A 12,675-nucleotide genomic window follows, 5' to 3' on the forward strand; every position below is an offset into this window, starting at 1 on the left:
CGACCATGGTCCAGTGGGGATCGCTTCAGCCGCGGAATCGCTCGCACGTGCGCCCGCCTGGCCAGGGATGCCGCGATGCAGAAGCCGACGATCGCGGCCGGAATTGCGGCGCAGACTTCATCCGGCATCTTGTTGGGCGATTCGGAGGACCCCGCACGGCTCCGCTTATCGATGGCGCACGTCGAAACGGGACCAGACAGCGTCAGGATTTGCCGGCCGGGACGCGACAGCCCACAGACCACGCATGCCGGCCGTACGCCGCGACGAGAAAGCTTGATCAAGGTCGTAATTGACTCGACTGAGGTCGAGTGGATGCCTCAACCGGTCTGTATTAATCGAAAGCAGGCCACGGCCATCGGCGGCGGGCAGCGGCCGAGGCAGGTGAGAGCGCCCGTGAGCGGAGAGGGGCCGATCGTGGCGGAAGACGTCGACCAGCTTCGTCGCTGCGTCGAGGATGTCGAGCGTCTCACCTCGGTCTGTATCGGTCGGGACGCAAGAGATCCGACATACATCGCGGAGGCATTCCTCGAAATCCTCGTTGAGATGCTGGATCTGGACTTCGTCGGAATCCGCTTCAACGATACCCCGCACGTTTTCCGCCGTGTCGGGAGCGCTCTCGCGCCTGCGGACGCGCTGCAGACCGTCCTAGCCAGCATCGATCCCTGGCTTCAGTCAGAACACCCGCAGCCAACCCGGCTCGTGGTCGCTGGCGTGCCGTTCGCAGCAATGGCTCTCCCGCTCGGCGGTCTGGCGAGCTTGGGCCTTCTCATCGCCATCTCGGGACGCCCGACATTTCCAGAGGCCGCGGAGCTGCTGAAACTCCGCACTGCAGCCGCCCAGGCGAGTCTGGCCATGCGCGAGGTGCGCGAGATCAGCAACCGCCGCCCGCCTGCCGATATGCGCATCGAGAAGCCGGTCGGCCAGGCACTCGCCAAGAGCGAGTGGAATCTCAATCTCATCATCAACACGATCCCCGCGATGGCGTGGTCGGCCACAGCGGATGGCATCCTGGATTTCTGCAATCAGCACTTTCTCGACTTCGTCGGCCTCTCCGCGCAGGAGTTGATGGGGCTGGGTTTCCACCGGATCTTCCATCCGGATGACACGGAGCACCTCCTGTCCGAATGGCAGGACATCATGGGCTCCAAGCGCCCTCGCGAAGTCGAGGGCCGAATCAGGAGCGCGTCCGGGACGTATCGCTGGTTCACCTTGCGGCAAAACCCTCTGCTGGATCCGGAGGGCAACGTCTTGAAGTGGTACGGCGTCGTTTTGGATATCGAAGATCGGAAGAGCGCCGAGGATGCTCTCAAGGCGGCGCGAGCGGCGCTTCTTGCCGGCGAGCAGAACCTCCGCCTCATCGTCGATTCCCTGCCGGTGCTGGCCTGGGTGTCGCGGGAGGACGGAAGCGCGGAGTTCGTCAATCAGCGCTGGGCCGAATACGCGGGCGTCGAAGCCGAGGCCCTGCTCAACTGGGGCGACTTCAATTTCTACCATCCCGATGACGTCGAGCGCATGCAGCGAGTATGGGGAGAGGCGACCCGTTCTCGAGACAGGGCCAGCCTGAAGGGACGGATCCGACGATATGACGGGCAGTACCGCTGGTTCTTCTTCTCATGCCAGAAAATCACCGACGCTCATGGCAAAGTGCGATGGGTGGGCGCCAACGTGGACATCGAGGATCTCCAGCGCGCCGAAGATGCGCTCAGAGCCAGCGAGCAGCGGCTCAAGCTGATCATCGATACGATCCCCGCGATGGCATGGTCCGCGACGCCTGACGGTGAGGTCGATTTCTGGAACAGGAACCTGCTCGATTACTGCGGGCTCTCGTTCGACGACATCGCCGGCGAAGGTTTCTACCGCATCTTCCATCCTGACGACCTGGAATTGATGCGCGAGTCCTGGGAGCGTGTCCGTATCACGCGGAGAGGCGAGGAGATCGACGGACGCATCCTGCGGGCCGATGGCCAGTATCGCTGGTTCAATCTCCGCCAGAACCCCCTCTTGGACGCTCATGGGGAGGTGGTGAAATGGTACGGTGCGCTGATCGAGATCGAGGATCGCAAGCGCACGGAAGAGGAACTTCGGCAAAGTCAGAGCGAACTCGCCCGCGTCGCACGTGTGACGACACTCGGCGAGCTCGCGGTCTCCATCGCACACGAGGTGAACCAGCCGCTGATGGCGATCGTCACCAATGCGGGGACCTGCCTGCGCTGGCTCGATGAGGCGCAGTTCGATCTCGCCCAGGCACGCCAGGCAGCGGAACGAGTCATCCGTGACGGTCACCGTGCGGGCGACATCATCGCGAGCATACGGGCGCTGGCCTGCAAGGCGCCCACCCGCGCGGAGCCCATGGATGTGCGCAGCGCGATCCGGGACGTGTTGCTGGTGCTCAACGGTGAATTGCGGCGGCGCGCGGTGGACGCACGGGTCGACGGGGATCAGCGCGAGCCGCTGATCATCCTGGGCGACCGCACCCAGCTTCAGCAGGTTCTCCTGAACCTGATCATGAACGGCGTCGAGGCGATGAGCGAGAACGGGCCTGTGCCAAAGCGCCTAACCGTGCGCAGCAGCGCGCAGGGCAATGGATACGCGCATGTCTGCGTCGAGGATACGGGGTCCGGCCTCGAACCGGAGCAAGCGGATCGCATCTTCGAGGCTTTCTACAGCACGAAGCCAGCCGGGATGGGCATGGGCCTGTCGATCTGCCGGTCGATCATTGAGGCGCATGGGGGCACGATCGAAGTTTCCGCGTCGCGCCACGCGCGGGGAAGCGCCTTCAGCTTCACGGTGCCGATGGACGGGCGGCCCTGACATGAGTGCATCGGCCGACAAGGAACTCCCTACCGTCTACGTCATCGACGATGACGCCAGTGTCCGCGAGGCCTTGCGCGGCCTGTTTGAGTCGGTGAGGCTGCTCACCGAAACCTACGCGTCCGTGCAGGACTTCCTGGCCTCCGCGCCATCCAATCGGCCGTGCTGCATCGTCCTCGACATCCGGCTGCCGGGACAGAGCGGGCTGGAGTTCCAAGAGATGTTGGCGAAGCAGAGCGACGCACGTCCGATCGTGCTCATCAGTGGGCATGTGGACGTGCAGATGGCGGTGCGGGCAATGAAAGCCGGTGCCGTCGACGTTTTGACCAAGCCGGTGCGCGAGCAGGACCTGCTGGAGGCTGTCAATCGGGCGATCGCGAATGATCAGCGGCATCGCAGCGAGCGGCGTGCGCGGCAGTCCCTGCTGTCGCGTTATGCCACGCTCTCGGAGCGCGAGAAGCAGGTCATGGCCCTCGTCGCTGCCGGTAAGCTCAACAAGCAGATTGCCGCCGACGTCGAACTGACGGAGGCGACGGTGAAGCTGCATCGCGGGCAAGTCATGCGCAAGATGGGGGCGGAATCCGTGGCGCAGCTTGTCCGGTTGGCGGACATGTTGCGGGATGCCGGCGGTGGGGCGTTGCCGTGAGAAGCCGCGTCCCACCGCCGCGAGCAAGGCTTCCAGTCCCGCCGCCGGATAATGGAGGTGCAGCGTGGTTCGGCGATTGCGAAGCGGCCAGACCCGATGAGATGTGCTTGGGCCTGACGTTAAGATGTCTGGGCCGGACCTCCCCGGAACAGTGTCTGGCACCGACCTCCCCCTCCCACTCCGGCGGGACTCCCGAACGATAACAGGCGGACCGGTCTGACGGACGCGATGCGCATTTCGCCCGCTCTATCCGGCGGCAAATCGTGTGCGGCGGAGCGAGGCCTGCCTGACAGGTGTCTGCTTCCGGAACCGTCCCGTTTTCAAATGAATGGCTGAGATGGGCGCAAAGCTGAACGGCCGCTTTCGCGCTGATCGGCAATCCGGCGTGACGTAGTCTGGCCGACAGCGGAACGGCCGCTTGAGAGTAGGCCCATCGGAAAAGCGGACAGCCTGCTATCGACCCATTTCTACTCTATGATCTCGACGACACGGCGCCTGCGCGGGTCAACGAGCACGGGTGGTCGTTGACGACGGTGCAGCTGTAGTTCGGCAGGGCGAACTCGGTGGGCACTTCGTAGTAGACAACACCGTCCTCAGGCAGAATGGTACCGACCCGCAGGGGACCGACGTAGGCGAAGGACGGCCGCCGCTCGCCCAGCGCATAGATCAGGAAACGCGCACGCCGGTCGACGCTGAGGCTGCCGTTGGCCATGCTGACCATCGCACCGACCGCATCGCCAACGACGGCCCCGAGGGGACCGGCGATCATCTAACCCCGGATAGCACACTCTTGAGCCCCATGTTCCAGGCCCTGGGCCTGGGCCTGGGCCTGGACGAGGCCCATCCACGCCAACGGCTCCGCAGCAACGGTGAGCCCGACATTCCACACCATCATCTCTTCTGCGCAGGGCCGAGGATTCTGCCCCATCCAGACTTACTTGCTTCGGATGATCAGCGACCGCCCGTGACAGCGCGCAAGGGCGCGGCGGCGAGGTCGGCCGTCGAGCCGACGGTGTCCTTGAAACCGCTTCCGACGTTCGAGAGGTGGTCGCCGTAGGTCTCGCGGGTCTGCGGGTCGATCAGGGCCACCGGGGCGGCGACTGCCAGTGCGGCACCGGTGGCGACCGTCGATGCGGCCCCGGCGGCCGTGCTCACTAGCCTGTCGCCGATGCCAATCTGGCCGTCCGAGATCGGCTGCCCGTCGGCAAGGCGCTTGCCCAGAAGCGCGACCACGTCCCCAGAGGCGAACTTGCCGTGATTGAGTGCATCGTCGGACTTCACCGAGGTCAGGTTGAGGACGCCGATGTTCTCGCGCTCCAGCTCGGACCTGTACGGCTCGGCGTTCGGGTTGATGGCTCCCAGTCGCACGCTGTTCCCCCAGACGAGACGCGAGACCGCCAACGCCTGGTCGTCGCCCGACACCATCAGTGTCAGCCGCGGCCGGTCCTTGCCCATATCGTGGAAGGCGCCGCGTGCGAGGTCCATGTCGACATCTGGGGCGGCCAGGATGACGTTCCGGATTTTCGGCGCAACGCGCTTGTCGCGGATGGCCATCTGGCGGAGGCTCTCCAGGGCTAGCCAGTTACCCATGGAATGGGCGAGCACCGTGACCTCGCCGACGTTTGGGTCCTTCGTCAGGTCTCGCAACAACGTCTCCAGGCCGTTACGAGAGAAGTTGGTGCTCTCTCGGTCGTAGCCATAGGCAAGAACTGAACCGCGGGACGGCCAAGTGAACAGCACCGGCGCGACCTCGGCGCCAGAATCGTGCACGATCTGCGCGAACCTGAAGACGGCGTCCTCGAACTTGTTGTTGAACCCGTGGACGAACACCAGGACGTGGCGTTTTCCGCGACCCCTGACCGCCTTGCCGGTCCAGGCCGCAACCTTCGAGCGGTCGACCGGCTCGGCGCGAAGGGCGACGAAGTCGGTGGAGGGATCGCCGGGCAAGCGTTCCGGCCACTGCACGGTACCGGGCTGGCGGGTTGCGTCCGGCGGGATCGAGACCACGAGGTCGGTGTAAGTCACCGCCTCGCCGCGCTCGCCGGAGAACAGCACGCCACGGTCAGTCGCGGACCTGCGTGTGGTGGCGACCAGCATCGCGACGCGCGACGTGCCCGCGACTGGGGCCGCGTCGGCGATGGGCAGAAGCACGCCGGTCGGCCGGCCGGCGCAGGCCCCAAGGCCCAACAGCACGGCGACCCCGGCGGTGACGGCCACAAGCCGTCCAACACATGCAAACCGTCGAGACACCAGAACCCTCGAACCACAACCTGGATGCATGAACGGTTCACGCTTCGTCCAGGCCCGGGATGCCTATGGGACGATTACGGCGGACAACGGACGGGATGCCCGATAATCAATGCGCGTTGCCGTTCGACAACGGGCACGTAGACCCGGCCTCAGTTGCCGTATGGCGAGGCGAGGACGAAGCCGATCTTCTTGGTCGGAACGGCTTGGGCGACGGGCGCCGGGGCGGCTTTATGGATTGTCAAAGGTTTTTCGCCGCCGCGAACGACATCGGGCCCCCCGGAGGCGAAAGCAGGGGCGGCCAGCAGGGAGATCGCGAGGGCGAAGAATGTCTCCACGGCGGCTGGATGAGGCTTGCCTGTAGGACGCGCGAACAACGGTCAAGCCGTTGGCCGGCTCCGGCTTCAGGCGGCGTTCGCCGTAGCCGGGGTCTCGCCGCCCGCCGTCGTCGCGCCCGCCTCCCTCAGGCACGCCTCGACCGCACCGCGCAGCGACGACACGTAGGCGTCGGCACCGACCTGCCGGCCGAGCGCCATGTCGGTCAGGACCGCCTCGCCCTGCGGCCATAGACCGACCAGAAGCTTGACGTCCCGCGACTTCCTACGGAGACGCTCCAGCAGGTAGCGTAGGTGCGACGGGTTGCCGGTGATGTCGAGGTAGGAGATGCACACCATCGCCACGCCCGACAGGTCAAGGTCGCCGATGCCTTCACGTGAGGCGGACTGGTAGGCCGTCACGCGCGCCCCGAGCCCGTGCTTGCGCAGCAGTTGCGCCAGCATCGCCGAGGAGGCCTCGTCGAGGGGGCCGCGCCCGGCCAGGCACAGCACCGGCGCCTCGCCGCGCCACGCCTCCGGCAGCGCCTCGCGAGGTGGCGCTTGACCGGGTACCGCCTCGTTCTTCGGATGCGCGCGCTCGGCGAGCGTCGGGGTGTCGTTCGGGTTCACCGTCGCGTCCGTGCCGGCCGGCTCGACGTCGGGATGGTCCTCGAAGTCTTCGACCAGGGAGCGGGACGACGCCCGGATGTTCTCCAGCTGCGCAGGCGTGACGACCCCGCGGGCGTAGTCGTTTGCGGCGAGCTGAAGGCCCTTCAACGCGACCTCATCGTAGTACGACGACAAGGAGCGCTCCTTCAGCATCTGCTCGCCGAGGTCGCGCGCCTCGTCCGGGTCGCCGGCGAGCATGCGCTGATAGAAGTTCTCCACCGGCGTCAGCGGCGGCCGGTCGCCCAGCAGGATGTCGAGGAACTCTAGGCTGTCGACGTGGCGGCCAAGCACGACCAAGCAGACCGTGAACGGGGTCGCCAGGATCAGCCCGATAGGACCCCAGAGGAAGCCCCAGAACAGGGTCGAGACGATCACGGCGAAGGGCGATAGTCCGGTGGAGTGCCCGTAGAGCAGAGGCTCGATCACCTGCCCGAACACCGGCTCGGCGATCAGGAAGAGGGCTGCGGTGGCGATGACCATGTTCCAGCCCGGATCGACGGCCGCCGCCAGCGCGACCGGAAGGATGCCGGAGATGAAGGCGCCGATGTAGGGCACGAAGCGCATCAGCGCGGAGAACACGCCCCACAGCAGCGGGTTGGGCACGCCGATGAACCACAGCCCGACCCCGACGATGACGCCAAACGCGGCGTTCATGCCGAGCTGAGCTAGGAAGTAGGTCCCGAGGCGACCGGCCGCGTCGTCCATCGCCACGGTGGTGCGGTGCAGGTCGCTCGATCCGAACAGGCGGATCATGCGGTTGCGCAGATCCTCCCGCTGAAGGAGCAGGAACACCACCACCACAAGGACGATCCCCACCGTCGTCAGCGGCTCGAAGATCGGGCCCAATACCTTCTCGGCGAGCGCCAGCGGCGAGATCTCGGGTTCCTGCACGCGGACGAGCTGCGCCTTCGGGGTGTCGCCGCCCGGGCCGGTCGCCGCGGTGGTGCCGGCGGCGTCCGCCTTCTGGGTGGCGTCGTGGACCTGGTGGCTGAACTTGGCGATGACCCGATTGGCCTCCCCGAGCCAGCCCTGCTGCAGGCCGGCGAATTTCTTCGAGACCGTGGCTTGGTACTGCGGCAGGTTGCCGGCGAGCCCGGCCACCTGCGTGCCGATGACTGCGCCGATGCCGCCGATCACGCCGAGCGCGAGCAGCACCGCCACGATGACCGAGGGGACGCGCCCGAGCTTGATCCGACGCAGCAGGTTGACCACCGGGGCCAAGACGAAGCTGAGGAGTACCGCCAGCACGAGGGGGATGAACACCTCGCGGCCGAAGTACAATGCCGCGATCAGCACGACGCCCACCGCGAGGGTCAGCAGGCCGCGCAGGCCAGGCACGAGCGGGGGCGGCACCTGGGCAGGAGGCTTCGGGGCATCCGTCACGGCTGTCGGCATCGGCATACGCTACAACTCCTCGCCGCCGGCCCAGGAGCGGCGTGCCTCCCTATAACGTAACCGGTCCCGTTTCGTCCCGCGGCGGTCCCCATAGGGCGTTCGCCCACGGTCGTGCCAGCTAGTTCGCGGCACACCCGGGAACGGCTTTCTGGCGAACATCTTGCCTAGACTGGTGTTCCGGGAGTGGAGGGCCGTCCATGCGAATCTGTTGTGACTATTCCATCGCCCTCGACAGGTTCGGCTCAACGCCGATGACGCTGTTGCTCAGGGTCCGCCCGGAGAAGCAGCCCGACTTGCGCTCGCGCGAGGTCATTTCGATCCGCCGGTGGCCTTTAGGCAGTTCCGCGACCCTTTCGGCAACGTCGCGACGCGCATCCTCGCGCCGGCCTGGCGAATCGCGATGTCAGCGGACTTCGTGATCGAGGATCATGGCCGGCCCGACGACCACGCCCCCAACGCTCGCCAGATCCCCGTTCAGGACCTGCCGGACGAGGCCTTGCTGTTCCTGCTGGGCTCGCGCTACTGTCACACCGACAAGCTCTCGCAGACCGCCTGGAACCTGTTCGGCGGCACGCCCGAGGGCTGGTCCCGCGTGCAAGCCGTCGTCGACTACGCGCACGGACGCCTGTGCTTCGACTACATGCAGGCCGACGCCACCCGTAGCGCCTTCGACGGTCACGGCCAGCAGGTCGGAGTTTGCCGCGATTTCGCCCACCTCGCCATCACGCTGTGCCGGTGCATGAACATCCCAGCCCGCCATGCCACGGCTACCTCGGCTACCTCGGCGACATCGGCGTACCGAAGGACCCGGCGCCGATGGACTTCTCCGCTTGGTTCGAGGTCTACCTCGACGGGTCGGCGGGACCGCGCTGATACACGTTCGACGCCCGGCACAACCGGCCTCGGATCGGCCGCATCGTCATGGCCTATGGGCGTGACGCGACAGACTGCGCGATCACCACGAGCATCGGTCCCGCGCCCTGGCCGGGTTCACGGTCCATACCGACGAGATCCCCGCAGGGATGTGACGGCGCAGAGATGCGCCGGGAGGAGGAATCCGTGCGAAGGTTCATGGCGGCCATATCCGGCCACGGCATCGGGCTGGCCGCACGCTACGCCCAGCCATTCGCCGCCGTCGGTCTCGCGACCCTGCTGCGCTTCCTCGCGCCGCTCGACGTTGCGCCCTTCCTCCTCTATCTGCCGCTCGTCTTCCTCGTCACGCTCGCCCTTGGGCGGGGGCCGGGCGCGGTCACCGTCGGGGTCTCCCTGCTGGCCGCGGCTTGGTTCTTTCGCCGGTCGGACGGCACCCTGACCTTAAGCACCGGCCAGGTCGTCGCGCTCGCGCAATACGTCGTCGTCGGCGGCGCGATGGTCCTCGTCTGCGACGCCCTGCGCCGGACCATGGTCGAGCGCGAGGATACGCTCCGTCGCCTCGACGCGGCCAACGCCGGGCTGCGCACCAGCCAAGCCGCCCTGGAGGACGCACGCCGGGACGCCGAGTCCGCGTGCGAGGCGGCCGAGGAGGCTAACTGAGCCAAGAGTAGCTTCCTCGCCAACATGAGCCACGAGCTCCGGACCCCGCTCTCGGCGGTGATCGGGTACTCCGAGATGCTGTAGGAGGAGGCGGAGGAACTCGGGCAGGACGGCCTGCTCAAGGATCTCGGGAAGATCAAGTCGAACGCCAAGCACCTGCTCGGGTTGATCAACGACGTCCTCGACCTGTCCAAGGTCGAGGCCGAGAAGATGGAACTCTACCCCGAGGACATCGACGTCGCCGCCTTCGTCATGGACGCGGCCGCCACCGTCGAGGCGCTCGTCGGGAAGAAGGGAAACGTCCTCGTGCTCGACGTGGCCGATGGCGTCGGCCGAGCCCGAACGGACGCGGTGAAGCTGCGCCAGTGCCTGTTCAACCTGCTGTCGAACGCGGCAAAATTCACCGAGGGCGGCACCATCACGCTGAGTGCGGCTCGCGAAGTGGATCCGGCCGGCGACCGGCTCCGGTTCACAGTGCAGGACACCGGCATCGGCATGAACGCGGAGCAGGTTGGGCGCCTGTTCGAGCGGTTCACTCACGCCGACGAGAGCACCACGCGCAACTATGGCGGTACCGGCCTCGGACTGGCGCTGAGCCGCGCCTTCGCCCAGTTGCTCGGCGGGGACATCACCGTCGACAGCGTCGAAGGCGAGGGGACGAGCTTCACCCTGCGCGTCCCGGCGGCGCCCCCCGAGCAGGCTGTCGAAGCGGCACCGGCGGCGCCCGAGAACCAGGTGACGGTGGGCGACCTCGTGCTGGTCATCGACGACGAGGCCAACCAGCGCGAGCTGATGACCCGGTTCCTCGAACGTCAACGCTTCGCCGTCCGCACCGCGGGAGACGGGCGCACCGGGCTCGATCTCGCCAAGGCGCTCAAGCCCCGGGCGATCTTGCTCGACGTGATGGTGCCCGAGATGGATGGCTGGTCGGTGCTCGCCGCCCTGAAGGCAGACCCGGAGACTGCAGGCATTCCGGTGGTCATGGTCAGCTTCGTCGCCGACGCGGCGCTGAGTGCCTCGCTCGGTGCGGTCGAGGCCGTGCCCAAGCCGGTGGACTGGGCCCGGCTCCGCACGATCCTGGACCAGTTTCGGGCGGCGGACGGCGACGTGCTCGTGGTCGACGACGACGCCGATATGCGCCACCGGCTGCGGACGGTGCTGGAACGCAATGGCTGGACCGTTTGCGAGGCCGGGGACGGCAGCGAGGCGCTTGACCGGATCCGGCACGGCGTGCCGCGCCTCGTGCTGCTCGACCTGACCATGCCGGTGATGGACGGGTTCTCATTCCTCGACCGGCTCCGGGACCTGCCCGGCTGCGCCGAGGTCCCCGTGGTGGTGCTGAGTGCCCGGGACATCACGGCGGCTGAGCGCGACCGCCTGTCCGAGGCCGACCAGATCCTGCGCAAGGGCGACACCAGCCTACTGAACATCGCCACCGAGTCGCGCAAGCTCGACAACCGCCAGACGGACGCCGGGGAAGCGTCCATGGCTTCGATTACGGCGCGTGATTGAGGGGCGTGGCGACCTGCTCCCCCATGACGAAACGCCGCAGGACCGGACTGATGGCCATTCGTTGACCAACCGAATAAGAGCGCTTCAGCCAAGGCGTCAGGTCTCGATGATGGAACGGATCTTCGTCGCCAGGCCCTCGACCGGGAACGGCTTGGTGATCATCTGCATGCCGGGTTCGAGATGGCCCGCCCCGAAGGCGGCGTTCTCGGCGTATCCGGTCATGAACAGGACCTTGAGGTCAGGTCGTGTCGCCCGGGCCTGGTCGGCGAGTTGGCGCCCGTTAAGGCCCGGCAGGCCGACGTCCGTGACGAGGAGGTCGATCCGTACGTCCGATTGCAGCATGCGTAGGCCGACAAGCCCGTCCGGCGCCTCCCGCGTCGCGTAACCGAGTTCCCTCAGCACCTCCACGACGAGGGTCCGGACCGTGTCGTCGTCCTCGACCACGAGGACGGTCTCGCCTTCCTCGGCGCGCGGCGTCTCGCCCCGCGGTGCGCCGGTCTCCTCGAACTCCCCGTAGTAGCGCGGAAGATAGAGCTTGATCGAGGTGCCCTCGCTGGCCTCCGAGTATATCTTGACGTTGCCCTCGGACTGCTTGGCGAAGCCGTAGATCATAGACAGGCCGAGCCCCGTGCCCTGCCCGATGGGTTTCGTCGTGAAGAACGGGTCGAAGGCCTTGACAACCACGTCCGGCGGCATGCCGGTCCCTGTGTCCGTGACACAGACGCAGACATACTGCCCGGCGCGCACGCCGATCTCCCGGGCGACGTAGGCGTCGTCGAGGAAGCTGTTCGCCGTCTCGATGGTCAGTCTGCCACCGTCCGGCATCGCGTCCCGCGCGTTGATGGCGAGGTTGAGGATCGCGTTCTCAAGCTGGTTGGGATCGCACAGGGTCAGCCACAGGCCGCCGGCTACGACCACCTCCAGGCGGACGCGCTCGCCCAAAGTGCGGCGAAGGAGGTCGTCCATCGAACCGACCAGCCGGTTCACGTCGACCGGCTTCGCCTCCAGGGGCTGCCGCCGCGAAAAGGCGAGGAGGCGGTGGGTCAGCGCCGCCGCCCGCTGGGCCGAGGCCATGGCCAAGCCCGAGTAGCGGCTCAGGTTCTCGGTCCGGCCCTCGTTGATGCGCGTCTGCATCAGGTCCAGCGATCCGACGATGCCGGTCAGCAGGTTGTTGAAGTCGTGCGCGATGCCCCCGGTCAATTGCCCGACCGCCTCCATCTTCTGCGACTGGCGCAACTGCTCCTCGGCCTGCTCCCGCTCGGCGATGGCTTCCTGGACACGGGCCTCCAGCGTGTCGTTCATCCCGCGGAGGGCAACCTCGGACGCCTTGGTCGCCGTCACGTCGTAGATCACGCCGACATGGCGCAGCTCGGCGGCTTCGTCGTCCCTGACCGCCTCGCCGCGCCGGGCGAGCCAACGCGTCTCCCCCGTGTCCCCGACGGGGACGCGCATCTCGGCATAGGGCAACTCGCCGGCCTGCCGGAAGGCCGAATCGAGCAACGGACCGCCCTCGACCAGGAGAGCGTTGACCGAGCTGACGGCCAGCGT

8 protein-coding genes and 3 pseudogenes are annotated in these 12,675 nt (G+C 66.9%); 6 read left to right on the top strand and 5 right to left on the bottom strand.

What is annotated here, in order from left to right:
- Positions 1–75 precede the first annotated feature (75 nt).
- Both MKK69_RS01410 and MKK69_RS01415 read left to right on the top strand, forming a co-directional pair.
- Positions 76–2,811: a PAS domain S-box protein gene (locus tag MKK69_RS01410; protein WP_243964887.1), complete on the top strand. Its 2,736-nt coding sequence runs from the start codon at positions 76–78 to the stop codon at positions 2,809–2,811.
- 1 nt (position 2,812) lies between these two features.
- Positions 2,813–3,457 (top strand): response regulator transcription factor, encoded by a 645-nt coding sequence (locus tag MKK69_RS01415; RefSeq protein ID WP_243964888.1) that lies wholly within the window; start codon positions 2,813–2,815, stop codon positions 3,455–3,457.
- 472 nt (positions 3,458–3,929) lie between these two features.
- On the opposite strand, the gene MKK69_RS01420 is transcribed toward MKK69_RS01415, so the two are convergent.
- The 4 genes from MKK69_RS01420 to MKK69_RS01435 form a co-directional block, all read right to left on the bottom strand.
- Complete coding sequence (locus MKK69_RS01420; protein WP_313900812.1) at positions 3,930–4,226, bottom strand: hypothetical protein; 297 nt, start codon at positions 4,224–4,226, stop codon at positions 3,930–3,932.
- Positions 4,227–4,408: 182 nt separating this feature from the next.
- Positions 4,409–5,674 (bottom strand): alpha/beta hydrolase, encoded by a 1,266-nt coding sequence (locus MKK69_RS01425; RefSeq protein WP_243964889.1) that lies wholly within the window; start codon positions 5,672–5,674, stop codon positions 4,409–4,411.
- A gap of 182 nt (positions 5,675–5,856) precedes the next feature.
- Positions 5,857–6,042: a hypothetical protein gene (locus tag MKK69_RS01430; RefSeq protein WP_243964891.1), complete on the bottom strand. Its 186-nt coding sequence runs from the start codon at positions 6,040–6,042 to the stop codon at positions 5,857–5,859.
- A gap of 66 nt (positions 6,043–6,108) precedes the next feature.
- The gene (locus MKK69_RS01435) at positions 6,109–8,082 is read right to left on the bottom strand and encodes an AI-2E family transporter (protein ID WP_243964936.1); all 1,974 of its coding nucleotides are present in this window, start codon (positions 8,080–8,082) and stop codon (positions 6,109–6,111) included.
- A 197-nt stretch (positions 8,083–8,279) separates the two neighbouring features.
- On the opposite strand from MKK69_RS01435, the pseudogene MKK69_RS01440 reads away from it, so the two are divergent.
- From MKK69_RS01440 to MKK69_RS01455, 4 genes and pseudogenes are all read left to right on the top strand, one after another.
- Positions 8,280–9,110 (top strand): annotated as a pseudogene (locus tag MKK69_RS01440) (transglutaminase-like domain-containing protein).
- Positions 9,111–9,153: 43 nt separating this feature from the next.
- Entirely contained in the window at positions 9,154–9,615 is a 462-nt protein-coding gene (locus MKK69_RS01445; protein ID WP_243964893.1) for a DUF4118 domain-containing protein, read from the top strand.
- A gap of 12 nt (positions 9,616–9,627) precedes the next feature.
- A pseudogene (locus MKK69_RS01450) lies at positions 9,628–9,699 on the top strand (histidine kinase dimerization/phospho-acceptor domain-containing protein); the annotation flags it as partial.
- 81 nt (positions 9,700–9,780) lie between these two features.
- Entirely contained in the window at positions 9,781–11,127 is a 1,347-nt protein-coding gene (locus MKK69_RS01455) for a hybrid sensor histidine kinase/response regulator (protein ID WP_243964894.1), read from the top strand.
- 96 nt (positions 11,128–11,223) lie between these two features.
- Here the strand turns inward: MKK69_RS01455 and MKK69_RS31300 are convergent.
- A pseudogene (locus MKK69_RS31300) lies at positions 11,224–12,432 on the bottom strand (ATP-binding protein); the annotation flags it as partial.
- Between the last annotated feature and the right edge of the window lie 243 nt (positions 12,433–12,675).

Source organism: Methylobacterium sp. J-026 (genome assembly GCF_022829585.1).
GTDB lineage: Bacteria > Pseudomonadota > Alphaproteobacteria > Rhizobiales > Beijerinckiaceae > Methylobacterium.

What these genes read in the sequence shown, in the direction of transcription:
- MKK69_RS01435 (WP_243964936.1), bottom strand. Translation starts at nt 8,082, where the DNA reads ATGCCGACAGCCGTGACGGATGCCCCGAAGCCTCCTGCCCAGGTGCCG.
- MKK69_RS01415 (WP_243964888.1), top strand. Translation starts at nt 2,813, where the DNA reads ATGAGTGCATCGGCCGACAAGGAACTCCCTACCGTCTACGTCATCGAC.
- MKK69_RS01410 (WP_243964887.1), top strand. Translation starts at nt 76, where the DNA reads ATGCAGAAGCCGACGATCGCGGCCGGAATTGCGGCGCAGACTTCATCC.
- MKK69_RS01445 (WP_243964893.1), top strand. Translation starts at nt 9,154, where the DNA reads ATGGCGGCCATATCCGGCCACGGCATCGGGCTGGCCGCACGCTACGCC.
- MKK69_RS01420 (WP_313900812.1), bottom strand. Translation starts at nt 4,226, where the DNA reads ATGATCGCCGGTCCCCTCGGGGCCGTCGTTGGCGATGCGGTCGGTGCG.